Origin of the sequence: Spectribacter acetivorans, assembly GCF_031846305.1 — a bacterium.
Classification (GTDB): Bacteria; Pseudomonadota; Gammaproteobacteria; order Nevskiales; family Salinisphaeraceae; genus Spectribacter; species Spectribacter acetivorans.
The window spans coordinates 52,788-77,043 of the sequence record NZ_JAVRHY010000014.1; the positions used below are offsets into that span (position 1 = coordinate 52,788).

The 24,256-nt window shown below is 66.0% G+C and carries 22 protein-coding genes and 2 pseudogenes; 12 read left to right on the plus strand and 12 right to left on the minus strand.

The annotated features are described in order from the left end of the window. The 4 genes from RM531_RS13210 to RM531_RS13225 all read left to right on the plus strand — a co-directional run bounded on the left by RM531_RS13210 (window position 1) and on the right by RM531_RS13225 (window position 2,575). The gene (locus RM531_RS13210; RefSeq protein ID WP_311659863.1) at window positions 1–321 is read left to right on the plus strand and encodes a chaperone modulator CbpM; all 321 of its coding nucleotides are present in this window, start codon (window positions 1–3) and stop codon (window positions 319–321) included. Between the two features lie 36 nt (window positions 322–357). Next, window positions 358–1,728: an ABC1 kinase family protein gene (locus RM531_RS13215; RefSeq protein ID WP_311659865.1), complete on the plus strand. Its 1,371-nt coding sequence runs from the start codon at window positions 358–360 to the stop codon at window positions 1,726–1,728. Window positions 1,729–1,853: 125 nt separating this feature from the next. After that, a complete protein-coding gene (locus RM531_RS13220; protein WP_311652746.1) occupies window positions 1,854–2,345 on the plus strand; it encodes a DUF2505 domain-containing protein in 492 nt (163 codons plus the stop codon). Next, complete coding sequence (locus RM531_RS13225; RefSeq protein WP_311652747.1) at window positions 2,342–2,575, plus strand: DUF2970 domain-containing protein; 234 nt, start codon at window positions 2,342–2,344, stop codon at window positions 2,573–2,575. Before RM531_RS13220 ends, RM531_RS13225 begins: the two co-directional genes overlap by 4 nt. A 109-nt stretch (window positions 2,576–2,684) precedes the next feature. On the opposite strand, the gene RM531_RS13230 is transcribed toward RM531_RS13225, so the two are convergent. Then, window positions 2,685–4,196: an aldehyde dehydrogenase family protein gene (locus RM531_RS13230; RefSeq protein WP_311659866.1), complete on the minus strand. Its 1,512-nt coding sequence runs from the start codon at window positions 4,194–4,196 to the stop codon at window positions 2,685–2,687. 384 nt (window positions 4,197–4,580) lie between these two features. Here RM531_RS13230 and RM531_RS13235 point away from each other — a divergent pair, with 384 nt between their 5' ends. From RM531_RS13235 to pqqD, 4 genes are all read left to right on the plus strand, one after another. After that, entirely contained in the window at window positions 4,581–6,572 is a 1,992-nt protein-coding gene (locus RM531_RS13235) for a sigma-54-dependent Fis family transcriptional regulator (protein ID WP_311659868.1), read from the plus strand. Window positions 6,573–6,763: 191 nt separating this feature from the next. After that, window positions 6,764–7,681 (plus strand): pyrroloquinoline quinone biosynthesis protein PqqB, encoded by a 918-nt coding sequence (pqqB, locus tag RM531_RS13240; RefSeq protein WP_311659870.1) that lies wholly within the window; start codon window positions 6,764–6,766, stop codon window positions 7,679–7,681. Then, the gene (gene pqqC / locus RM531_RS13245; protein WP_311659871.1) at window positions 7,678–8,403 is read left to right on the plus strand and encodes a pyrroloquinoline-quinone synthase PqqC; all 726 of its coding nucleotides are present in this window, start codon (window positions 7,678–7,680) and stop codon (window positions 8,401–8,403) included. The genes pqqB and pqqC overlap by 4 nt, the downstream gene beginning before the upstream one ends. Further along, complete coding sequence (gene pqqD / locus RM531_RS13250; protein ID WP_311659873.1) at window positions 8,403–8,681, plus strand: pyrroloquinoline quinone biosynthesis peptide chaperone PqqD; 279 nt, start codon at window positions 8,403–8,405, stop codon at window positions 8,679–8,681. Before pqqC ends, pqqD begins: the two co-directional genes overlap by 1 nt. Before the next feature lie 7 nt (window positions 8,682–8,688). On the opposite strand, the gene RM531_RS13255 is transcribed toward pqqD, so the two are convergent. The 3 genes from RM531_RS13255 to pqqA form a co-directional block, all read right to left on the minus strand. After that, on the minus strand, window positions 8,689–9,609 hold the full coding sequence (locus tag RM531_RS13255; protein ID WP_311659874.1) for a histone deacetylase family protein: 921 nt from the start codon (window positions 9,607–9,609) through the stop codon (window positions 8,689–8,691). 39 nt (window positions 9,610–9,648) lie between these two features. Further along, a complete protein-coding gene (pqqE, locus tag RM531_RS13260) occupies window positions 9,649–10,842 on the minus strand; it encodes a pyrroloquinoline quinone biosynthesis protein PqqE (protein WP_311659875.1) in 1,194 nt (397 codons plus the stop codon). A 72-nt stretch (window positions 10,843–10,914) separates the two neighbouring features. Next, a complete protein-coding gene (gene pqqA / locus RM531_RS16140; RefSeq protein WP_423246889.1) occupies window positions 10,915–10,992 on the minus strand; it encodes a pyrroloquinoline quinone precursor peptide PqqA in 78 nt (25 codons plus the stop codon). Window positions 10,993–11,287: 295 nt separating this feature from the next. On the opposite strand from pqqA, the gene RM531_RS13265 reads away from it, so the two are divergent. Together RM531_RS13265 and RM531_RS13270 are read left to right on the plus strand one after the other, a co-directional pair. Continuing rightward, complete coding sequence (locus tag RM531_RS13265) at window positions 11,288–12,742, plus strand: sensor histidine kinase (RefSeq protein WP_311659876.1); 1,455 nt, start codon at window positions 11,288–11,290, stop codon at window positions 12,740–12,742. Continuing rightward, window positions 12,739–14,091: a sigma-54-dependent transcriptional regulator gene (locus tag RM531_RS13270; protein WP_311659878.1), complete on the plus strand. Its 1,353-nt coding sequence runs from the start codon at window positions 12,739–12,741 to the stop codon at window positions 14,089–14,091. The genes RM531_RS13265 and RM531_RS13270 overlap by 4 nt, the downstream gene beginning before the upstream one ends. 3 nt (window positions 14,092–14,094) lie before the next feature. Here the strand turns inward: RM531_RS13270 and RM531_RS13275 are convergent, their stop codons facing one another. The 8 genes and pseudogenes from RM531_RS13275 to ettA form a co-directional block, all read right to left on the minus strand. Then, window positions 14,095–14,607, minus strand: a complete 513-nt coding sequence (locus RM531_RS13275) for a DinB family protein (protein WP_311659879.1) — start codon at window positions 14,605–14,607, stop codon at window positions 14,095–14,097. Further along, window positions 14,604–15,875, minus strand: coding sequence for an MFS transporter (locus tag RM531_RS13280; RefSeq protein ID WP_311659880.1), 1,272 nt, complete (start codon window positions 15,873–15,875; stop codon window positions 14,604–14,606). The genes RM531_RS13275 and RM531_RS13280 overlap by 4 nt, the downstream gene beginning before the upstream one ends. After that, window positions 15,872–16,744: an ATP-binding protein gene (locus RM531_RS13285; protein ID WP_311659881.1), complete on the minus strand. Its 873-nt coding sequence runs from the start codon at window positions 16,742–16,744 to the stop codon at window positions 15,872–15,874. The genes RM531_RS13280 and RM531_RS13285 overlap by 4 nt, the downstream gene beginning before the upstream one ends. A 114-nt stretch (window positions 16,745–16,858) precedes the next feature. Next, window positions 16,859–17,425 carry a hypothetical protein gene (locus RM531_RS13290; RefSeq protein ID WP_311659883.1) on the minus strand — a complete coding sequence of 189 codons (567 nt, stop codon included), beginning with the start codon at window positions 17,423–17,425 and terminating at the stop codon, window positions 16,859–16,861. A 212-nt stretch (window positions 17,426–17,637) separates the two neighbouring features. After that, window positions 17,638–18,315, minus strand: coding sequence for a hypothetical protein (locus RM531_RS13295; RefSeq protein WP_311659885.1), 678 nt, complete (start codon window positions 18,313–18,315; stop codon window positions 17,638–17,640). A gap of 66 nt (window positions 18,316–18,381) precedes the next feature. Further along, window positions 18,382–19,119, minus strand: a pseudogene (locus RM531_RS16145) (OmpA family protein); the annotation flags it as partial. Window positions 19,120–19,152: 33 nt separating this feature from the next. Further along, window positions 19,153–19,911, minus strand: a pseudogene (locus RM531_RS16150) (outer membrane protein); the annotation flags it as partial. Window positions 19,912–20,066: 155 nt separating this feature from the next. Beyond that, entirely contained in the window at window positions 20,067–21,728 is a 1,662-nt protein-coding gene (gene ettA / locus RM531_RS13305; protein WP_311659891.1) for an energy-dependent translational throttle protein EttA, read from the minus strand. Between the two features lie 202 nt (window positions 21,729–21,930). Here ettA and RM531_RS13310 point away from each other — a divergent pair, with 202 nt between their 5' ends. Together RM531_RS13310 and RM531_RS13315 are read left to right on the plus strand one after the other, a co-directional pair. Further along, on the plus strand, window positions 21,931–22,563 hold the full coding sequence (locus tag RM531_RS13310) for a phosphoadenosine phosphosulfate reductase domain-containing protein (protein ID WP_311659892.1): 633 nt from the start codon (window positions 21,931–21,933) through the stop codon (window positions 22,561–22,563). A 164-nt stretch (window positions 22,564–22,727) separates the two neighbouring features. Beyond that, window positions 22,728–24,194 carry a hypothetical protein gene (locus RM531_RS13315; RefSeq protein WP_311659894.1) on the plus strand — a complete coding sequence of 489 codons (1,467 nt, stop codon included), beginning with the start codon at window positions 22,728–22,730 and terminating at the stop codon, window positions 24,192–24,194. Window positions 24,195–24,256 lie beyond the last annotated feature (62 nt).

Here is a 24,256-nt window from a genome sequence, read left to right on the forward strand (position 1 = left end):
ATGGCATCGATATCGTTGACCGCCGAGCCGATCGAAACGCTGGAATTGCGGGAGCTGTGCCTGGTGTGCGGGGTCTCCGCGGAACTGGTGATCGACTTGATGGAAGAGGGCATCCTGGAGCCCGTCGCCCGCGGCCGACGCGGGCCGCTGTTCACCTCAGTGGCGGTGCGCCGGGTGCAGATCGTGCGCCGTCTGCAGCGCGATCTGGGCGTGAACCGGGCCGGCGCGGGCCTGGCCATGGAGCTGATCGACGAACTGCAGCGCCTGCGGCGCCGGGTGGCGTTGCTCGAGGCCCGGGACCGGTCTGGTCCCGCCGGGTGATAAAGTCGCGTTATTCCTGATCGACTGGAGCGGCGCATGGCCCGCGATCGCAAGCGGCCCCTGAAGCTCAAGACCGGCGCATTCGACCGCAACCTGGCACTGGCCCGCATGGGCATGATCGCCGGGACCCAGATGGCCGGGCATACGGTGCGTAACTTCTTTCGCGACAAGGAGGGTCGCGAGGCCTCCGACCGCGAGTTCTACCGCGAGCAGGCGGAGTTTCTGGCCGACGAACTGGGCCGGCTCAAGGGCAGCGTGATGAAGGTGGGCCAGATGCTGTCGGTCTACGGTCAGTACTTCATGCCCCCGGAAGCCATCGACGTGCTGCAGTCGCTGCAGGACGACAGCCCGCCGGTCGCCTGGTCGGACCTGGAGCCGGTGCTGGTCCAGCGCCTGGGCGAGAAGCGTCTGGCCGAGCTCGACATCGATTCGGAGCCGCTGGCGGCCGCATCCCTGGGCCAGGTACACCGCGCCACGCGGCGTTCCGATGGTCGCGAGCTGTGCATCAAGATCCAGTATCCGGGGCTGGCCGAGGCCATCGGCAGCGACATCGCCACGCTTACCCGCATCGTGCGGCTGGCGCGTCTGGTGCCGCGGGGGGTGGAGCTGTCGGCCGTGATGCACGAGGTGCAGGAGATGATCTACCGCGAGGTGGATTACATGCACGAGGCCCGCATGACCCGGGAATACGCCCAGCGACTGGCCGATGACGACCGCTACGTGGTGCCGGAAGTCTTCGACGAATACTCCACCGACACCGTGCTGGTGACCTCGTTCGAGGTTGGCGAGCACGTGCGGTCGCCAGCCGTCCAGGAACTGGCGCAGGCACGGCGCGACCGGCTCGGCCGCAATGCATTGGCACTGTTCTTCGGGGAGTTCTTCGAGTGGGGCCGGGTGCAGACCGACCCGCATTTCGGCAACTACCGAATTCGCCTAGATGACAGCGGCAATGACCAGATCGTGCTGCTGGATTTTGGCGCGGTTCGGGAGTTCGAGCCCACTTTCCTGCAGAGCTATTTCGATATCGTACGTGGTGCCTTCGATGGTCAGCCGGAACGGCTGGTGCGCGGCGCGGTGGGTATTGGGCTGTTGCGGCCGGATTCCCCCCAGCAGGTTTACGACGCCTTCGTCGAGGTCGGCATGCTGATGATCGAGCCGTTCTCGGAAGATGCGCCGACGCGACTACTGACCGAGGCGGGCGCCTACCGCTGGGGCGATTCCGATCTGCCGAGGCGGACCTCAACGGCCATCTCCCGGGCGGCGATTTCCCGCTGGTTCCGCATCCCGCCACGCGAGATCGTGTTCCTGCACCGCCGGCTGGGCGGTGTGTTCGTGCTGCTGGCCGTGTTGCGCAGTCATATCGAGGGCCGGCCGTTGCTGGAGGACTATCTGTCGCGGCTGGAATAGCCTGCCGCCGGCACCGGTAATCTGCTAGGCTTCGCGCCGCCTGGCCGGTATGAATCGCGATTCGATGAGCGCCGGGTTGCGCTAGATCGTTGAAACCTGGGGCTTTATCCGGAGCGGGAGAAATCATGCAGACGTCAGAAACCCAATATCTGGATCACAGCGCCGAGCAGGTGCTTGGCCTGTTCACCACCCGCGACTACTTCGTGCAGAAGTACGAACGCCTGGGCGCCACCGATATCCGGGTTCTCGACTGTCAGGACGATGGTGACCACTTCACCATCACCGTGTTCCAGAAGGTGCCCCAGAACACGCCGCTGCCCGGTTTTCTCAAGAAACTGGTGGGGCCGCGCATCGGTATTACCCAGACCGACCGCTGGCAGCGTTCCACCCGCCAGGGTCAGCTCGACGTGGTGTTGCAGGCCGCACCGGTCAAGGTGGGCGTGGCGCTGGCACTGGCCGAAGCGGACAACGGCAGCCGGCTGGATCTGACCTATGACATCCACGCTCCGGTGCCGCTGATCGGCGGGCGCATCGAGAAGTTTCTTGCCGGTGACGTGATCGCGCGTACCAATACCGATCTGGACGAGACGCGGAAAATGCTTGCGGAGGGGTTGTGAGCGACGACAGACATCGGGACGACTCGCGGGAGGACCGCCCGCCCAGCCTCGGCCAGACCGTGGTGAGTGTGCTGGCCGCCTTCTTCGGGGTGCAGAGCAGCGCCAACCGGGAGCGGGATTTCACCCGCGGCCGGCCGATCCACTTCATCCTGATCGGCCTGGTGGCTACGGTGGCCTTCATTCTGGCGCTGGTACTGATCGTGCGCCTGATTCTGGCCACGGCTGCCTGACGCCAGCGTCGACTGACGATACCGCCGCATACGAAAAAGGCCGGCCACCACGTGGTGACCGGCCTCACCGCCCGGCGGGTCGCGCCGGGCGAAAGCGACGGTATCAGCCTCAGAGGCCGACGGTGACCGTCTTCGTCTCCAGGTAGTTGTTGAGCACCTGGGCGCCCATCTCGCGGCCCCAGCCGGACTGCTTGTAACCACCGAACGGCAGCGCCGCATCGAACACGTTGTAGCAGTTCACCCACACGGTGCCCGCACGCAGGCGCGAGGCCATCTTGTGGGCCTTGCTGATGTCCTGCGTCCACACGCCGGAGGCCAGGCCATAGACGGTGTCATTGGCCCGCCGGATGAGGTCGTCGTCCGCTTCCTTGAACGGGGTGGCGGTGACCACCGGGCCGAAGATCTCTTCCTGATAGACCTTCATGTCGTCCTTGACATCGGTGAGCACGGTGGGCTCGACGAAGTAGCCGGCGCCCTCGCCCCGGCTGCCGCCGGCCGCCGCGGTGGCGCCCTGGGTCTTGCCGGAATCGAGGAAACCGGTGACGCGCTCCAGCTGGGTGCGAGACACCAGCGGACCCATCTGGGTCTCGGTGCTCATGCCCGGGCCCAGCTTGATATTGCGGGCGATGTTGGAGATGCCCTCGACCACCTGGTCGTAGATGCCTTCCTGCACGAACAGGCGCGAGCCGGCGGCACAGCACTGGCCATGGTTGAAGAAGATGGCATGCGCCGCCCCTTCGATCGCCTTGTCGATATCGGCGTCATTCAGAATGATATTGGGGCTCTTGCCGCCCAGCTCCAGCGATACCTTCTTGAGGTCGTTGGTGGCAGCCTCGACGATCAGGCGGCCGACCTCGGTGGAGCCGGTGAAGGCGATCTTGTCGACATCCGGGTGGGCGGCCAGCGGTGCGCCGGCGGTCTCGCCGAAACCGGTGAGGATGTTGACGGCGCCGTCCGGTACCCCGGCTTCCTGCATCAGCTCGGCCAGCTTGAGCACCGACAGCGGGGTTTCCTCGGCCAGCTTCATCACGATGGTGTTGCCGGTGGCCAGCGCCGGGGCCAGCTTCCAGGCTGCCATCAGCAGCGGGAAGTTCCACGGAATGATCTGGCCGCAGACGCCGATCGGTTCGCGCTTGAGGTAGCTGTGCCACTCGGCGCCCGGGGCGTAGGGGATGGTCGGGGAGATGGTCTCGCCGTTGAGCTTGGTGGCCCAGCCGGCCATGTACTGGAACATTTCGGCCGACAGCGGCACGTCCGCGGCGCGGGCGATGGTGATCGGCTTGCCGTTGTCCAGGGACTCGAGCTGCGCCAGCTCTTCCTGGTGCTCCATGATCAGGTCACCGATCTTCCAGACGATGCGCTGACGCTCGGCCGGCGCCATCTTGCCCCAGGGGCCGTCCTCGAACGCCTTGCGGGCGGCCTTGACCGCCTTGTCCACGTCGGCCTTGCCGGCGGACTGCACGTGGGCGATGACTTCATCAGTGGACGGGTTGTAGACCTCGAAGGTCTCGCCGGACTCGGCGGCGACCCACTGGCCGCCGATGAGCATGTTGCGCGGCTTGGAAATGAAATCCTGCACGCTCGATTCGAGCGCGACATCCGCAGCTGCTAGTGCACACATAGAACTACTCCTCCTGAATTATTCGACATTGACATACGGCTCGCGGCCGTTTTATTCGCCTGCAGCGATCGTCCGCCGCTGCTGGCGTGTGACCGTCCGCTAGGTTTAGCAAAATCCGGACCACGCCACAACGCGCGCGATGCCCGGTCCATGCGACCACGGACCACCCCTCGGTGTTCCACTTCTGGGGCATCGCGGGCGCGTCTGTGGACGAGGCGGGACATTTGTCCCTCGGAGCATACCAGCAAGAGTCAGGGCATAATGCAGGTTGCAGCCGTACGGCGTTGGAGTGCGTAATATGGGTGACAGAAAGATCTGCCGTTAAGGCGGACGGTGATCATCAGCCGCGGCCCCAGGTGGCTGCGTCGGGAGGAGAGCGAAATCATGGACCGTCACGAGTCCACCATCATGTCTGTTGCCCGCGGCGGCGGATTCACCGAGGACGGCCGACCGGGCAAGCTGATCGGCGGGTCCTGGAAGCGCTGCCTCGAGGACTACGGGCTGGATCCGGCACAGATCGCCGTGGATGTGCTTACCCAGCGCGAGCTCACCGAGCACCGGGATCACATCGGCGAGGTGATCGACATCGCCCGGGCGGAGATGGAGAACCTCGCCGCGCAGATTGCCGGGTCCGGCTATGCGCTGCTGCTGACCAATGCCGAGGGGGTGATTCTCAGCCACCAGGCGGAGCCGGCGCTGGAGTCGAATTTTCGCCAGGCCGGTCTGTGGGACGGCGCCGACTGGAGCGAGAGCCGCCAGGGCACCAACGGCATCGGCACCGCGCTGATCGAACGGCGGGCAGTCACGGTCCACTGCAACGACCATTTCGCCACCCGTCATACCAGTCTTTCGTGTTCGGCCGCGCCCATTCACGCGCCGGCGGGCGAACTGCTGGGCGTGCTCGATGCCTCCTCGGTACAGTGCGAGGACAGCCGCGCCAGCCAGATGCACACGGTCGCGCTGGTCTCGATGTCGGCGCGGCTGATCGAGAAATGCGTGTTCCTTAACACCTATCGGGATGAAACCGTGCTGCGCTTCCACGGCCGGCCCGAGTTCGTGAATCTGGTCCACGACGGCATGCTGGCGGTCAACGGCGAGGGCCGGGTGGTGGCCGCCGACGACAGCGCCGCCATGCAGCTGGGCCACGACGACCGGGATGCCCTGGTGGGCAAGGAAATCAGTCAGTTCTTCGACGTCACCCCCAGCCTGCTGGCCCAGCGGGTGTCGGAAGGCAATCTCACCGTCTGGCCGATCCGCGAGGTGCGGCGGGGCCGCCGCTATTTCGCCTGCGTGCGGGCGCCGGGCCGATCGACCGCGGGCGGGCGCAGTGCCGCCTCGACCGGACGCGGGTCCCGCCTGAGCGCCCGGGGTGGCCGCCGCGAGACCGACCGTCCGACCCTGGATGACCTGCAGGGGCAGGACCCGCGCATGGCATTCAACGTGCGCTGTGCCCGGCGCGTGGTGGACAAGGGTGTGCAGTTGATGATTCACGGCGAGACCGGTACCGGCAAGGAAGCCTTCGCCCGGGCCGTGCACGAAGCCGGCGCCCGCGCCGAGCAGCCGTTCGTGGCGGTCAACTGCGCGGCGATTCCCGAATCGCTGATCGAGTCCGAGCTGTTCGGTTACAAGGCCGGGGCGTTCACCGGCGCGCGCCGCGACGGCATGCGCGGCAAGATTCTGCAGTCATCGGGCGGCACCCTGTTCCTGGACGAGATCGGCGACATGCCGGTCGAGCTGCAGACCCGTCTGCTGCGAGTGCTGGAAGAGCGCGAAGTCGTGCCGCTGGGCAGCGAGGTGGCGGTGCCGGTGGATCTGAACCTGATTTCGGCCACTCACGCCCCGCTCAAGACCATGCTGGCCGACGGCCGCTTCCGTGAGGATCTCTACTATCGTCTGAACGGCATCACCCTGACACTGCCGCCGGTGCGCGAACGCGCGGACCGGGATGCGCTCCTGCGGGCGATCCTCGCCGACGAGGCGGGCGAGGAGACGGTGGAAATGGACGAGGCGGCGGTCGGCGCGCTCATGGCCTATCACTGGCCGGGCAATATCCGCGAGATGCGCAACGTGCTGCGCACGGCGGTCGCCCTCTGCGACGAGGGCGTGATCCGGCTGGCCGATCTGCCGGGCGACATCGGCGAGATGTCGGGACTGGCGTTGCCGGTATCGGCCGAGCAGGCCGCGGCGGATACCAACGGGCAGACACCGCCCGTGGCGGCCAATCCGCTGGAATGTGCCGAGCGCGACGCGGTGATGCGGGCGCTGCAACAGAACCGCTGGAACATCACCAACACCGCGCGCCAGCTGGCCATGAGCCGCAATACCCTCTACCGGAAAATGAAGAAGCACGACATCGCTCTGTCCTCCGGCCGCTGAATCCGCGGCAGGTAGCCTGGCCACTAGTGGCCAGCAAGCGCGCCACCGAACCGCCGTCTGCCGGTGTCCGGTGAGGGTTGATGCCCGCTATCCGGCGGTTTTGCGCGAGATGCGACCAGTGGCATGGTCCGTGCTGCGGCTTAGCCGCCGCCAGCCGCGGTTATCGATTCAACAAGACAAGGAAGGCTCTGGTGCGAGTTCATGTTCTGGGTTCGGCGGCGGGTGGCGGATTCCCGCAGTGGAACTGCAACAGCGGCAACAATCAGCGGTTTCACGAGGGCGCGATGCGGGCGCAGGCGCGCAACCAGTCGTCCATTACCGTCAGCGCCGATGGCGACAACTGGGTGCTGATCAACGTGTCGCCGGACGTGCGCCAGCAGGTGATCGGTTTTCCCGGGCTGCGGCCGGCGCCCGGCACCCGCGAAACCGGCATTGCCGCCATCGTGCTGATCGACAGCCAGATCGACCATACCGCCGGGCTGCTGGTGCTGCGCGAGGGCGCGCCGCTCAACGTCTGGTCCACCGAGCCGGTGCGCGAGGATCTGTCCACCGGGTTGCCGCTGTTCAAGCTGCTGGATCACTACTGCACGGTGAACTGGAACGAGATTTCCCTGCAGCAGCCCGAATTCCGGATTCCCCAGGCGCCCGGGCTGGCGTTCCGGGCGATCCAGCTGGAATCGGCTGCGCCCCCGTATTCGCCGCATCGCAACGACCCGGACCCGAATCGGGGTGACAACATCGGTCTTCTGATCACCGACGAACGCACGGGCGGCAAGCTGTTCTACGCCCCGGGCCTGGGCAAGACCGGCCCCGGCGTGGCCGATGCCATGGCGGCGGCCGACTGCATGCTGGTGGATGGGTCGTTCTTCTACGAGGACGAGATGGTGCGCATGGGCGTGGGTACCAAGCCGGCGTCGGCCATGGGCCACCTGCGCCAGTCGGGCCCCGGCGGCATGCTGGAGCTGCTCGGCGGTTACCCGGACAAACGCCGGGTGCTGATCCACATCAACAACACCAATCCCATTCTCGATCCGGACTCGCCGGAGCGGGCCGAGGTGGAGAATGCCGGGGTGGAAGTGGCCTACGACGGGATGGATATCGAGCTATGAGCGAGCCGTGGCCCAAAGACGAATTCGAACGCCGGCTGCGCGCCAAGGGGACGCGGTATCACATTCACCATCCCTACCATCAGATGATGCACAACGGGGAATGCACCCGCGAGCAGATTCAGGGCTGGGTGATCAACCGGTTCTATTACCAGATCAGCATCCCGATCAAGGACGCCAATCTGCTGGCCAACTGCCCCGACCCGGACGTGCGGCGCGAGTGGGTCCAGCGCATCATCGACCATGACGGTGCGCCCGGTGAAGTCGGCGGTATCGAGGCCTGGCTGGCGCTGGGCGAGGCGGTCGGGGTGAGCCGCGACACGTTGTGGTCACAGGAACAGGTGCTGCCCGGCGTGCGTTTTGCCGTGGATGCCTACGTGAACTTCGTGCGTCGCGTGCCCTGGCAGGAGGCCGCCTGTTCGTCACTGACCGAACTGTTCGCGCCGGAAATCCACAAGCAGCGCCTGACCGGCTGGCCGGACCACTACCCCTGGATCGACGCCGAGGGTTTGTCCTACTTCCGCAAGCGGCTGTCCGAGGCCCGACGGGACGTGGAGCACGGGCTTGATCTCACGCTGGCGTATTTCCGCACCCGGGCGGATCAGGAACGGGCGCTGGACATCCTGCAGTTCAAGCTGGATGTGCTCTGGACCATGCTCGACGCCATGACCATGGCCTACGTGCACCATACGCCCCCTTACTTCAACTGCGACGAGGCTAGCTGATGGCCGAGACGATCGATCTGAGCCGGCCGAAGCTGGCGCGCACCCACCGCATGCAGTGGGAAGAGGCCCAGAACTGCTACGTGCTGCTGTATCCGGAGGGCATGGTCACGCTCAACAACAGCGCGCAGGAGATTCTCAGCCGCTGCGATGGCGAAAAGACCGTCAGCGACATCGTCGCCGAGTTGCAGGCCGCCTTCCCCGGCAACTCGCTGGAGGATGACGTGTTCGAATTCGTCCGGCTGGCCAGTCAGCAGGGGTGGATCGAACTCGACCTCTGAGCGCCGGTTACAGGCCGGCCAGCGCGCGGACGTGGACGGCAGCGCTTTCGCCCAGGGCATCCAGGTCGTAGCCGCCTTCCAGCACCGAGGTCACCGGCACGTCGTCGCCTACCGCGTCGATTACCGCGCCGGTGACCCAGGCGAAATCCTCGGCTGACAGTTCCAGACCGGCCAGCGGATCGGCGCTATGGGCATCGAAACCGGCGGAGAAGATCACCAGTTGCGGCTGCCAGTGATCAAGCAGGTCCAGCCAGTCGCGGGTGATGGCCTGGCGGAAGCCGTCGCCGTCGGTGCCGGCATCCAGCGGCGTCTTCACGATGTGTCTCGGTTCCTGCGCCAGGCTGGAATAGGGGAACAGCGGATGCTGGAAACTGGAGGCGTAGCACAGCCGCTTCTCCCCGCGCACGATGTCCTCGGTGCCGTTGCCGTGATGCACGTCGAAATCCAGCACCGCGACACGGTCGAGCTGGTAGGCATCCAGCGCATGGAAAGCCGATAGCGCCACCGCGTTGAACAGGCAGAATCCCATCGCGCGATCGCGCTCGGCATGGTGGCCGGGCGGGCGGATGTTGCAGAAGGCGCGCCTCGGACCGTCGCCGGCCATCACGTAATCCACCGCCGCCACCGTGGCGCCGCAGGCTGCCAGGGTCGCTTCCAGACTGCCGGGGCTCATGGCGGTATCCGGGTCCAGCGACACGCGGCCGCGGTGTGGTGACGCCGCCTCGATGTCCCGCACGTAGGCCGGTGCGTGGATGCGGTCGATCCGGTCGATGGCCACCGGTGTGACCGGCGGCTTGTCCAGCAGGTCGAGCAGGCCGTCGGCCATCAGGCGGTCGCGCACGGCGCTCAGCCGTTGCGGCCGCTCCGGATGATAGGGGCCGGGCTCGTGCTCCCCGCAGGCCGGGTGGCTCAGGTACGCGCAACTCATGGCCTGAGCCTAGCACGCACGATGACGCGGGAAAGACCGCTAGAAATTCGCGCTCTTGCTGACTGGTTCGCCGTCGACCAGGCCGTGCAGGCGCTTGGAGTTCTTGGGGTTGCGGAAGATCAGCGGCTGCGCGGCGGCTTCCTGCGGGTCGCGCTCGTTGGCCCGGGCCACCGCGTCGGTCACCACGTGATGGTCGGGGGACTTGCTGCAGACCGGGTCGGCGGCGTACATGTCGCCGGTGAGCATGTAGGCCTGGCAGCGGCAGCCGCCGTAGTCCTTGAAGCGCTCGTCACAGCTGCGGCAGGGTTCCTTCATCCAGTCGAGCCCGCGGAACATGTTGAAGGCGTGCGACTCGCACCAGATCTCGTCGATGCTGTGATCCTTCACGTTCGGAAAGTCGATGTTCGGGAGCTGTCGCGCCGCGTGACAGGGCAGGGCCATGCCGTCGGGCGTGATGGTGAGGAAGATATCGCCCCAGCCGCTCATGCAGGCCTTGGGACGGTCCTCGTAATAGTCGGGCACCACGTAGTAGAGCTTCATGCGGTTGCCCAGCCGTTCGCGGTATTCGTTGGTCACGCGCTCGGCATGCACCAGCTGCTCCCGGGTGGGTAGCAGGGCGTCCTTGTTCTCCAGCGCCCAGCCGTAGTACTGGGTATTGGCCAATTCGACGTAATCCGCCTCGAGCGTCTCGGCCATGTCGAGAATCTCGGCGATATCGTCGATGTTCTTCCGGTGCAGCACGATGTTGAGCACCATCGGGTAGCCGTGCGCCTTGATGCGCCGGGCCATCTCCTTCTTCTGCTCGAAGCTGGAGGTGCCGCCGAGGAAGTCGTTGAGCTGTTCGTTGGAGGCCTGGAAACTGATCTGGATGTGATCCAGGCCGGCCTCGTGCAGGCGGCCCACCCGCTCGTCATCCATGCCGATGCCGGAGGTGATCAGGTTGGTGTAGTAGCCCAGCCCGCGCGCCTCCGAGACGATCGCCTCGAGATCCTTGCGCACCAGCGGTTCGCCGCCGGACAGGCCGAGCTGGGTGGCGCCCATGTCGCGGGCCTCGCGCAGCACGCGGATCCAGGCATCGGTATCGATCTCGCGACCGATGTTGGCCATTTCCGTCGGATTGCTGCAGTAGGGACACTGCAGGGGGCAGGCGTAGGTCAGTTCGGCCAGCAGCCACAGGGGCCTGGCGGGGCCGTTGCCGTCATGCCTTGCCGGGAGTCGCTCGACATCGATCATGGGAACCTTCCTGCGCCGGAAAGACGACGGGGGCCCGTCGGGCCCCCGTCGATAACATCATCGACAACCGTTTTACCGGTTGCAGACGTACATCGTGATTTCAAAGCCGAAACGCATGTCGTTGGCCTTGGGAGCATTCCAGTTACGCATTTTGAACTCCTCCGGTTCTGAATGAATGGTCTTTCAGTGCACTCTGAGTGATGCAGGGTGCGTGCCAGATGCAGCAGATGTTGTGCCATGTCTCGGCGGACCGGGCACAAACGCCGGCATGAGCGGCTTTCGAGTGTCCATTTTATCGTCGGTGCCGCGCCCGACCTCTGCGCATTCGTTGCAATACGGCCTTGTGGCGACAGAATCGGCCAACATTGGCCAGGCACTGGCCAGTAGTGGCCATCATGGCGTCGCGCCGGTCGTGCCCGACTCGCAAACCGGATAGCATCCGGCCATGCCCCGTCAGTTCACGTTTTCACTCCAGGGCCTGCTCCGGGCCTATCTCGGCAGCCTTCTGGTGCTGGTGCTGGTGACCGCCGGCCTGTCGCTGGCCTGGGCGCTGGTGTGGCAGCAGAGCTCGCAGGCCTCGTTGCGGCTCAACGGGCTGCTGGTCGAGGCGCAGGCGGTACGCGGTGATCTTTATCGGCAGATGAAGGAGATCACGCGGCTGGGGGAAGCGCCCAGCCGCGACGCCTACTGGCGGCGGCTCTACCGTATCGACGAGCACTTCTACCTGATGCGTCAGTACGCTGACACTGACGCGACGCTGGAGGCCATCGGGCGGATGGAAGAGGCCTACGAACTCATCGGGGTGGTGCTCAACCGGCTGGCCTACACCGCCAACCAGGCGCCCGATGAACGCCGCATCGACGAACTGCTCAACCCGGCCTACGATCGCTGGATGACCGGCGATTTCGAGATGGCCTACGATGACCTCAACGAACTGGTGGCCGACCGGCGGCAGACACTGCAGGCGCGGCTCGATCGCTGGCTGGCGCTGGCGCCCTGGGTGTCGGCGGTGCCGCTGATTCTGGCGGGCCTGATGGTCTGGCGGGTCAGCCGGCGCTTTCGCCGCGGGTTCACCCAGCCGCTGGAATCGCTGGTGCAGGGCACCGATGCGCTGGGCCAGGGACAGCTGGACCACCGGGTACCGGAGCAGGGCGTTGCGGAAATCCGTTATCTGGCCCGTACCCTCAACCGCATGGCGCGGGAGCTGGAGGCAAGCCGCCGGGAACTGGTGGAGCGTGAACGCCAGGCCGCGCTGGGCGCCCTGGTGCCGGTGATCGCGCACAACATTCGCAATCCCCTGGCCGGCATCCGCGCCAACGCACAATTGCTGGACGCCGAGGCGACCAGCGCCGAGGTGCTGGAAACCGGCGCCGACATCATGGAAGCCACCGATCGGCTGGAGCGCTGGCTGGCCGCGCTGCTGGCCTACCTGCATCCGTTGCGCCTGGACCCGGCGGCGCAATCCCTGGATGCGGTGCTGGAGGCCGCGGTAGCCGCGCTCGGCCCGCGGCCGGATACCCAGGGTGTGACCATCCGCCGCCAGGGCGAGGATGTCCGGCTGAATCTGGACGGCGCGCTGCTGGAACAGGCGTTGCACGGCCTGATGTCGAATGCGCTGGAGGCCTCGCCCGCCGGCGGCAGGGTGGACATCACGCTGGCGTCTGACGAGCGCGTCGTGCGGGTGCATATCGACGATCAGGGGCCGGGCATGCGCATCGAGCCCGATCCGGACGCCCGCGGCCCCCTGCCGACCACCAAGAAGCGGGGAACCGGGTTGGGCATTCCGTTTGCTTACAAGGTGGTTCAGGCCCATGGCGGGCAGCTGCGCTTCGAGGACCGCGATGGCGGCGGTACCCGCGTGACCATGATCCTGCCCCGCAGTGGCGGGGCGTCCGCATGAGTCGCGGCGCCCGCATTCTGCTGGTGGAGGACGAGGGGGCCCTGGCGCGCGCGGTCGCCCGGCGTCTGCAGCGGGACGGCCATGTGGTGGTCACCGCCGGCAGCCTGGCAGCGGCGCGGGACGCGGTGGACAAGCAGGCGCCGGATCTGCTGCTGCTCGATCTCAACCTGCCGGACGGTCTGGGTCTGGATCTGCTCGCCTGGATGCAGGACGAACGCGGCATCCAGGCCCCGGCGCTGGTGATGACCGCCTACGGGGAACTGGATGACGCGATCGTCGCGTTGCGTCGGCGGGCGGTGGATTTCCTGCGCAAACCGGTGGATCTGGATCATCTCTGCCGCGCGGTTGGCGAGGCGGTGCGTGGTGAAGCCCCGCGCCGTCCCGGGGCGCCGGATCGCGCCTCCGGTGCCACGGTTCTGATCGGTGAGTCACCGGCCATGCAGCAGATCCGCCACGAGCTGGCGCGGGTGGCGCCGCTGGGGCGTGGCGATGCCCCGCCCAACGTGCTGATTACCGGCGAGACCGGTACCGGCAAGGATCTGGCGGCGCGGGCCCTGCACGAGGCCAGTCCCCGGGCCGCCGAGCCCTTTGTCCAGGTGGACTGCACCGCGCTGCCCGGGGAATTGATCGAGTCCGAGCTGTTCGGCCATGAAAAGGGCGCGTTTACTGACGCCCACCGCGCCCGCGACGGGCTGCTGGCCGCGGCGGGCGAGGGCACCGCGTTTCTCAACGAAGTGGGCGAGTTGCCGCTGTCGCTGCAGGCCAAGCTGCTGACCGCGCTGGAAAGCCGCACCATCCGCGAAGTCGGTAGCTCCCGGTCCCGGCCGATTGCCGCCTGGTTCGTGGCCGCCACCAATCGCGAGCTCGACGAACTGGTCGCCGAAGGCGGCTTTCGCAGTGATCTCTATTACCGCCTGCATGTGCTGAGTCTGCGCATGCCGCCGCTGCGCGAGCGGGGCGAGGACGTCATCGAGCTGGCCCGCCATTTCGTCGCGGATACCGCGGGCCGTTACGGCCTGGCGGCGCCGGAGGTCACCGCGGGTGCCGAGGCGGCGCTGCGCGGCTATCACTGGCCCGGCAACGTGCGGGAGCTGCGCCACGTGATCGAACGGGCGGTACTCATTCGTGCCGATCAGCGGCTGGAGGCCGAGCATCTTCAGCTGACGCCGGATGTGGCCGAGCCCGGGCCAGCGGCTGACGCCACGGACAATCCGACCCTGGCCGGCCAGGAACGGGCATTGATCGAAGCCACCCTGGCGCAGACCGACGGCAATGTCTCGGAAACGGCCCGCCGGCTGGGTCTGTCCCGTGGGTCCCTGCGTTACCGCCTGGACAAGTACGGGCTCTGATGGTCAGGCGTCGATCACGGCATCCAGTGCCGGCAGCCAGGGCAGGTCGGTCACGCCGTAGTCCACGCCCATCTGGCTGAGCAGGGTGGTGATCTGGCCACGGTGATGCGTCTGGTGGTTGAAGAAATGTGTCACCAGTACCCAGGCCGATAGCCGCCGGGTCAGGCCGTCGACATTGCTGGTATAGGTCATCGGTGCCGCGAGCCAGTCGGATGACACGATGGCCGCCCATTGCTCGATGGCCTCGTCGGTTGCGTGCCGCGCCGCGGTCAGTCGGTCGAAATCGGCATGCCGGTCTTCGCCGAGTCGCTGATCCACTGTGTCGCCGCGAAACCGGGCCAGCCAGGCCATATCGCCGTCGAGCAGGTGATTGAGGGTGCCGTGAAGGGAGCCGAAGAACGCGCCGCGATCCTGCTTGCGCTCGGGATCGTCAATAGTGGCGCAGACCGCATACAGCCGTTCGTTCATCCAGCGGTTGTAGGCAGCCAACGTGCGGACGTGATCGGGCGAGATCATGCCGGGTCATCGCGATAGCCTAGTCCACCGGTTTCACGGCCGAGAAGGGTGGCGGCCAGGCCGACCAGATTGATCACGCAGAGCAGGGCCAGCCCGCGGCGGTAGTCCGCGTGCTGCAGCATGTCCCCGACCGCCTGGCTTTCCAGCAGCCAGCCGAATGCCGGCTGCAGGACGGCGGCGCCGAGAAACAGGCCGGTGTTCACCAGCGCGATGGCCATCCCGGTGTGCCGGAACGACACGCTTTCCTTGGCGGCGGTGTAGCAGACGACCATGCCCGCGGGGCACAGGCCGTGGGCCAGGAACAGCCACCAGGCGGATGCCCCCGGCCCCCAGGGCCCCAGCCAGGTATAGAGATAGGTCAACAGCGACAGCACCGCGGCCGCTACGATCACGGGTTTGCGTCGCCCCAGCCGGTCGGACAGCCAGCCGGCAGCGAACGAGCCCAGGGCGAATGCCACCAGCGACAGCGTGACGTAGTCCGAGGCGCTGGTGCGGTCGAGCGCGAACACATCGTGGAACATGGGCACGGCCCACAGGCCGGAGAATGCAAAGAAGCTGCCTACCACCGCAAACAGGCCGGTGAAATGCGGCCAGAGCGCGCGATTGCCGGCCACGGCGGCCAGGCTCGACCACCAGGGCTCGCGGGGCGTGGCATCGGTGGTGCCGTGATCCGGGGTCGCGCTCGCCGGCCGATCCCGTACCACCAGATAGATTGCCACCGCCAGTAGCAACGAGATCAGCGCCAGCCCGACGAAGGCTTCTCGCCAGTCCACCCAGTTCAGCAGCCGGGCCAGCGGACTGACGCCTAGTACGGCGCCGGCGTTGCCGATCAGGATCACCACGCCGGCCATGCGGGCGTACTGACGGGCATCGAACCAGTTGGCGTTGAATTTCATCAGCCCGACAAACGCGGTGGACACCCCCAGCCCCACCAGCAACCGACCGGCATCGGCGGCCAGCAGCCCGCCGGCGGCGGCGAACAGCAGCGATCCGCCCGCCGCCACCAGGCAGCCGCCGGCCACGGTCAGGCGCGGGCCGTAGCGATCGGCCATGATGCCCGCGGGAATCTGCATGGCGGTGTAGACGTAGAAGTACACCGCCCCCAGCCAGCCCAGCGCCACCGCGCTGGCGTTCAGGTCCTGCCTTAGCTGATCGACGATCACCGTCGGGGCCACTCGGTGGAAGAAGGCCACCATGAAGGCGCTGGCCAGCAGCGAGAACGCGATCAGGCGCAGGCGACGCTGCCGCGGGTCGAGTGTCTCGGTCATGCGGGCTCGTCGGGTTGCTGGCCGAGCCAGTGCAGGGCGAACTGGCGGGCGGCGCGCCCGCTGCGCACGCCGCGAGCCAGCGCCCATTGCAGCGCGGCACGGCGGAACGAGGCATCACCGTCGACGGCTTGACCCAGTCGGTCGAGATGGCTGCGCACGATTGCCAGATAGGCGTCCTGATCGAAGGGATAGAACGACAGCCACAGTCCGAAACGTTCCGACAGCGACAACTTTTCCTCGACCGCGTCGCCATGATGAATCTCGCCGTCCACGTTGCAGGCCTGGCGATTCTCGTCCAGGTATTCCGGCAACAGATGGCGCCGGTTGGAGGTGGCGTAGATCAGCAGGTTGTCCGGCGGCGCCAGCAGCGAGCCGTCCAGCATTGACTTCAGGGCCTTGTAACCGGGGTCATCGTCGCCGAAGGACAGATCGTCGCAGAAGATGATGAACCGTTCGGGCCGATCGCTGAGCAACGGGGCGATGTCCGGCAGGTCGACCAGATCCCGGGCATCCACCTGGACCAGACGCAGCCCGCGGTCCGCGAACTCGTGCAGCAGCGCCCGGATCAGCGAGGATTTGCCGGTACCGCGCGCGCCCCACAGGAGCGCATTGTTGGCGGGCTTCCCGTTCAGGAACTGACGGGTGTTGGCAACCAGGCTGTCTTTCTGCGCGGCAATGCCGTGCAGGTCCGACAGCGGCAGGTTGTTGACCCGGGATATCGGCTGCAGGCGATCGTGGCGGCTCCAGCGGAAGGCCGGCGCCTGCCAGTCGACCATGGCGGCACCGTCGGCCCGGCGTTCGAACCGGTCGAGCAGCGCCTCACCTCGGTCCATCAGGCCGTGAAGCCGTTGAATCAGCTGCTCGTCCATGGGGGCGGATGATGGGCTGCGAACGGCTTCGTGGCAAGCCGGCCAGCAGCCATAAAAAACCCCCGGCGGATGCCGGGGGTCGTTTCGTCGGACGCTTTGTCGACGGCTACGCTACTACAGGCCCGGCAGAGACGGCAGGCCACCGGCACCACCGCCAGCCGCCAGAAGCTGCTGCAGGATGGCCGGATCCAGCAAATCCAGCGGCAAGCCCAGGCCATCGATGCCCGGAATCGGCGACATGCCGCCACCGGTGCCGCCGGGAAGGCCCGGGAAGTCGAAACCGTCCGGCGCGAAGTTGCCGAAGATGTCGGTGAAGAAGGCGAAACCGTCTCCCGGGTTATTGAAACCGAGCAGTTGGTCCAGAACACCCTGATCGCCGGCCACGCCCTGCATGATGATAGTATCCACCAGGCCGCGCTGGACCTGCCCCGGATCCTGGTTGACCAGCAGTCCTTCCAGCAGGTCGTTCAGGCCGCCGCCGGCGGTGCCACGCAGCAAGCCGCTGTTGCTTCCGGTAGCGCCGTCCGTGGTGGGTTCCAAGTTCTGAGTCATCAGCGTGTTGACCAGACCATCAACCGGACCGGCCGGTCCGAGCAGGACGCCCACGAAGCTCTCGTTCTGAGCCGAGGCAGTCCCCGACAGGGAAAGGCCGAGCAGGCCTAGAGCAATCAAACGTTTCATTTTCCAGTTCCTCGTGAAATGTCGACAATTATCAGATCAGGATTCGGTGGTTGTTCCGGTTGGTGCGCCGCCGTGCCGGTGTTCAACCTACGCAGTGTATCGGCGTTTTCCTACAGAACTTTAGCCTATTATGTCGGCAATGCATGGGAAAAGAAAAGAGCCCCGCATGGCGGGGCTCCGAAGTCGTCACAAATAACTGACTCTCGACAGGGTTACAGCCCCTCCAGTGTCGCCCCGTTCACCAGTGCCAGCGCCGTGGCCGGGTCGAGGTCGGACAATGGCAGCGGCAGGCTGTTGAGGGGCAGGCCGCCGGCACCGCCGGTTGCCAGGCCACCGCCCAGCAGGCCGCCGATGAGGGGCAAGCCGCCATCGCCGCCGAACAGGTCGCCGATCAGAGGCAGGCCACCGTTGTCACCGCCCAGCAGCCCGCCAATCAGCGGCAGACCGCCATCACCGCCCAGTAGCCCGCCGACCAGCGGCAGTCCACCGCCGTCACCACCGAGCAGACCGCCACCAAGGCCGCCGCCGTCGCCGGTGAGTGCCATAAGAAGGTTGGGCACCAGGCCGGGCCGGGTATCGTCACCAATGACCAGAAGGCCCACGCCGTCCAGGGTGGTGCCCAGATCCAGGAACGGGTCCTGAAGCAGGCCGGCCAGGGTGTCGTTGAGCGCTACACCGGCATTGCCGCGAATGAGCCCGCTGCCGCCATCCGCGCCGGCCACGCTGCTCACCAGCGGTTCGGCCTGAAAGGTTGTCAGCGTCTCCAGCAGACTGGGAACGACGCCATCACCCGCCAGCAACAGATTGAGCACACCGGGGTTGTCTTGGGCGAGGGCCGGGCTGCCATACAGCAGCCCGGCCATCACCACACCTATCAACGTCTTCTTCATCACTTCCTCCTTGAAGTTTCACGGGAACAGTCCTTTGTCCCGCCGCCGTATTGTCGGGTGACCGGCCTACCGCTGGCCGACCACCTTCAGTTCCACACGACGGTTCCGGGCCCGACCCTCGGGGTTGTCCGAGCCGTCGGGATTGACGTTGGGTGCCACCGGCTGGCTCTCGCCATAACCGCGGGCCACCATCCGGCTGCGGTCGATACCCTGACCAACCAGGAACTCGACCGCGGATTCGGTACGTTCCTGCGACAGTTCAAGGTTGTAGGAATCGGAGCCGATCGAGTCGGTGTGACCGCCCACTTCCACGTCGAATCCGGGCGAGTCCTTGAGCGTTTCAGCCACGCCGATCAGGATCTGCTCGGCATTCGGGGTCAGCCGCGCACTGTTGAACTCGAACTTAACGCCCTGGAGCACGGTGCTCTGACCCACGGCACAGCCGTCGGTGGTCACCGGCTGACCCGGTGGGGTGTCGGGGCACTTGTCGCGGTCATCCGGCACGCCGTCGCCGTCGGAGTCGACCACCAGCGGGCAGCCAGATGCATTGACCTGCGTGCCCTTGGGCGTGTTCGGGCAATCGTCCTTGTAGTCAGGGACGCCGTCACCGTCGGAATCCAGCGGGCAACCGGTGTCGTCGACCGGCACGCCGGCCGGCGTGTTCGGGCACTTGTCCGCGTAGTCGGGCACGCCGTCACCGTCGGAGTCCAGCGGACAGCCGTCGGCATCGACCGGGGCGCCGGACGGGGTGTTCGGGCACTTGTCGTCCACGTCCGGTACGCCGTCGCCGTCGCTGTCGGTCAGGGCGGCTGGAGCGAAGACATAGCGCAGGCTCAGCATTGCCGAGTGCTGTTCGTAATCCACGTCCGTGCGCTGGGTATTGCCGGTCGCCGGATCAGTGGCCTCGAATTCGGGATCATCGGCCTTGAAGAAACGGTAGCCGAGACCAAGAGCCAGGGTATCGCTCAGATCGAATTCAATACCGGCACCGAGCTGGGCTGCCAGCACGGTGTCGTCGGCGGCACCGCCGCCGGCGTCGAGCTCGATTTCGGCCGCACCAAGACCGCCACCCACATAAGGATGCCAGTTGCCGTCCGGATTGAAGTCGAACCAGGCATTGGCCATCAGGGCGGTCGACGTGATGTCGCCGTCGGCATCGGTGTTACCACCCATGCCGTCATTGATCATGTCCAGATCGTTCTCGCTGTAGCGAAGCTGCAGTTCGGAACGGAAACCGCCTTCCCAGGCATAACCGAGTGACAGGCTGCCGAAGGCGCCGTCGTCGTACTCGATTTCGAAGTTCTGGGAGTTGCCGAAGCCTCCGGGTCCGCCCGGACCGCCGGGGCCGCCAGCACCAGGGCCGGTGGGGAAAAGGTTGATTAGTCCCGGGATGACCAGAAAGCCACTACCTGGTGTACCCGGCGTGCCTGGGCCGCCAGGTCCCCCGGGTCCGAACGTTTCCTGAGTCGCGTCGCTGTCGTTCAGCTTGCTGTAGCCGAGTCCGCCTTCCACGTACCAGCCCGGATCAACCGCGCCCGCCGTGGTGAACGAAAACGCCAGAGCGGCCGCCGCCGCCATGCGGAGGTTCTTGCTCATCCCTGATCCCCTTGATTGATGCAACCGGTTGTCCCCAAGCCGGCGCCGTAGCGCCAAAAACTTGACTTGCTAGAGTGTAACGCCGCGCCATGCGGTTGTACATACGCGTGCAAATGAAATTTTTGCGGCGTCAACCGGGGCTTGCAGCCGGTAGTTCAGGCCAGCTTTCGATGCTTCGACTTGGTGGGCGCGTCCGCGGCATCGCCCAGGCGGCGCTTGCGATCAGCCTCGTAGTCTTGGAAATTGCCTTCCAGGAAAACGGGCCCGTCGTCCTCGAAGGCCAGAATGTGGCTGGCAATGCGGTCGAGGAACCAGCGGTCGTGGGAAATAACCAGGACGCAGCCGGGAAATACCAGCAATGCTTCCTCCAGCGCTCGCAGGGTTTCCACATCCAGGTCGTTGGTCGGTTCGTCCAGCAGGAGCACGTTGCCGCCGGCCCGCAGTAGCTTGGCCAGATGCACTCGGTTGCGCTCGCCGCCGGACAGGTCGCCGATACGCTTCTGCTGGTCGCCGCCCTTGAAGTTGAAGCGGCCGACGTAGGCCCGCGAGGGCACTTCGTAGTGGCCCACCCGGATGATGTCCTGCCCGTCGCCGATTTCCTCCCATACCGTCTTGCCGCCATCAAGGCTGTCGCGGGACTGGCTGACGTAGGCCGGCTCCACGGTATCGCCAACCGTCACCTCGCCGGAATCAGGCTGCTCTTCACCGGTGAGAAGGCGGAACAGAGTGGTCTTGCCAACGCCGTTGGGGCCGATGATTCCCACAATGGCGCCGCGCGGGATGCGCAGGTCGAAGTTCTGGTAGAGCTTGCGATCGCCATAGGCCTTGCTGACACCTTCCAGTTCGAATACCTGCTCGCCCAGACGCGGCCCCGGCGGAATGTAGATTTCGTTGGTTTCCGAGCGTTTCTGGTGCTCGCGGCTCGCGAGCTCCTCGAACTGCTTCAGGCGTGCCTTGTTCTTGGCCTGCCGGCCCTTGGGATTGGTGCGCACCCATTCCAGCTCGGCCTTGATGGCCTTCTGGTGGGCGTCCTCGCTTTTTTGCTCGCGCGCCAGGCGCCTTTCCTTGGCTTCCAGCCAGGCCGAGTAGTTGCCCTCGAACGGAATGCCGTGTCCGCGATCCAGTTCCAGAATCCAGCCGGCGACGTTGTCCAGGAAGTAACGATCATGGGTCACGGCCACCACCGTGCCCGGGAAGTCGGCCAGGAACCGCTCGAGCCAGGCCACCGATTCGGCATCCAGGTGGTTGGTGGGCTCGTCCAGCAACAGCATGTCAGGCTTTTCCAACAACAGCTTGCACAGGGCCACGCGGCGGCGCTCCCCGCCCGACAGCTTGCTGACATCGGCATCCCAGGGCGGCAGGTTCAGGGCCGCGGCAGCTCGGTCGAGCCGGCTGTCCAGTTCCCAGCCGTCGGCGGCTTCGATCGCCTCCTGCAAGCTGGCCTGTTCCGCCAGCAGGGCGTCGAAGTCGGCGTCGGGATCGGCGAATGCGTTGCTGATCTCGTTAAAGCGGTCCAGCTGCCCCTTGATCTCGGCGACGCCTTCCTCGATGTTGCCGCGTACATCCTTGCTGTCGTCCAGCGGGGGCTCCTGGGGCAGGTAGCCGATGCGGATGCCGGGCATCGGCCGTGCTTCGCCCTCGATTTCGGTGTCGACCCCGGCCATGATCCGCAGCAATGTCGACTTGCCCGCCCCGTTGTAGCCCAGCACGCCGATCTTGGCGCCGGGGAAGAAGGACAGGGAAATGTCGCGCAGGATATGCTTGCCCGGCGGCACAACCTTGCCGACCCGGTTCATGGTGTAGATGTACTGACTCATCGTGGTGGCGACAGTGGCAAGTGAGGCGCGCCATTATCCGCGAGCCACTGCCGATGTGCCATCGGCGACGGCAAGTCCAAACAAAAAAGAATTACAAGACGTATCAATATAACCTTAAACGCATGTCATGAGGGCTGCGTTAGCGGGATACTGCGCGTCATCAACAATCCGTCAACGCGTTGCTTCAGACGCGAGGCCGAGTATGACCGACACCGATACCACCAATCTCAACCAGCAGCTGGCGAACCAGTCCGCCGAGGCTATCGTGGCGTGGGCGCTGTCCCGCCCGGGTCGCCCGCTGATCACGACCAACTTCGGACCCTATTCCGCGGTCCTGCTGCACATGTGCACGCAGGTGCGCCCGGATCTGCCGGTATTGTGGGTGGACTCCGGCTACAACACGCGACAGACCTATCTCTATGCCGAGAATCTCATCGAGATGCTGGATCTGGATATTCACGTGTACAACCCGCTGCAATCCGCGGCGCGGCGCGATGCGCTGATGGGTATTCCCGACGTCGACGATCCCCGTCACGAGACCTTCACCGAGCAGGTCAAGCTCGAACCGTTCCGCAGAGCATTCGCCGATCTGAAGCCGGACCTATGGCTGACGGCGCTTCGGCGCGAGCAGACCGAGTTCCGCCAGGGGCTGGAGACGGTCACGCAGGATCAGCCGGGCGGTGTGCTGAAGGTGTCGCCGCTGCTGGACTGGCGCGAGACCGACATGAAGGCCTACCTGCTGGCCCATGGTCTCCCCAACGAGAATCGCTACTTCGATCCCACCAAAGTGCTGGGCAATCGCGAGTGCGGACTGCACAACCGGTTCACGGCGTAATCGGGCGCGCCTCGACGTCGGCCGGCAAAAGCGGGCGGTCGTTGTAAGAAAATTTCCGGCTTACCCCTCATGCCGGGACCCTGACGGTCGATACCGGAGCCTGTACGCGGCACATTTGGTCCGCGACGCGGCTCCCCCAATCGATACGTTCACGAGGTGCAGGCATGAATTTTCCGAGTTCAAGATTTCTACTGGGTGCGTTGTTCAGCGCCTGGCTGGCGCTGGCCACCGGCTGTGGCGGCGGTGGTGGCGGTGGCTCCGCCGCGGATGATGGTAATCAGCCGGTTCCGGTTGGCGGTAACCAGGTCACCGGGCCGGCCGACCCGGTCCAGGACGCGCTGACCGATGTCGGCGATACCACCGGCGACGCGCCAGTCATCGGCGATACGTCCGCCGCACTGCTGTCAGCGCTGGTTGCGCTGCTCGACGCGCCGGATGGCCTGGCCAGCGGTTTCCAGAATTTTCTCACCAGCCAGAATCCGGATGACCTGATCGCCGGCGGCGATCTGGCCGGCGACGCTCTGCTCAGCTTCGCCGCCGGGCTGTCCGAGACCCTGATTCAGCTGACGGAAGAAGGGCAGGCGATTCCCGGTTCCGAGAATCTGCTGCCTCTGCTGACCGAGGTGCAAACCGAGGTACAGGACGGCATCACCGGTCAGACCGACGGTGGTGACCTGACCGCGATAACCGATCTGCTGGTTCAGATCTCCGCTCAGTTGGACACCCTGTCAGGTCAGGTACCGCCCCAGGTGGCCGATGCGCCGCTGGTGGGTGACCTGCTCGCCGCCCTGGGTACTGGGGCTGGCGACCTGAGCACTATCCTGGACGCGACCGGGCGGCTCAATGGTGACGACACCAGCGCGGCGCTTGTTGGCGCGTTCAACAACGTGCTGAACGCACTGTCCGGCTCCCTGCCGGGGGGCGCGGGCACCGCGCTGAGCGATGCGGTTGATCAGGCAGGCATTGATTTCGAGAACGGCCTGGCCGTGGTGCTCAACCCGTTGTTCCAGGCCCTGCGAGGTGTACTGGCGCCGGTGACTGGCGAGACCTCGCCGCTGGCGCCGGTGCTTGGCGCCGGGTTTGCCGGTGACTTCAGCGATTTCGGTGGCGAAGCCGGGCTTGGTGATCTCCTGGCCGGCGGCGGCACCGGGAGCGGTGGCACCGAGATTCCGGTGCTGTCCGATCTGCTGTCGGGCCTACCGGTTTTAGGTGATGTACTGGCTCAACTCATGGGCGGCCAGGCAGCTGGCGGCCTCGACACCGTGACCAACCTGCTGGAGAACGGTGGCACAGGCAATGTGCCTCTGCTGGGCGACGTATTGCAGGGTGTGCCGGCTCTCGGCGGCAGTGATCCGGCCTCGCTGCCGCTGCTGGGCGATCTGCTGACCACGCTGCTGAGCCTGGATGGCGACGGCGTGCCGGTGATCAGCGATATCCTTGCCGGCGTTGGCGGTACCGGCAATTTCGACCCCACCCAGTTCAGCAACGTCATCGGGGATCTGATTCCTGGGCTGTTCAGCCAGTTCGGTGAGGATGACAACGGCGGCTTCCTGAGCGGCGCCGAGGGCCTTCCGGTCATCGGTGGCCTCATCTCTGGGCTGCTGGGCGGACTTCTCGGGCTGCTCGGGTGAATTTGATCCGCGCCGTCATTTACTGGCGCAATGCCCCTACGACGCCGGCCCTCGGGCCGGCG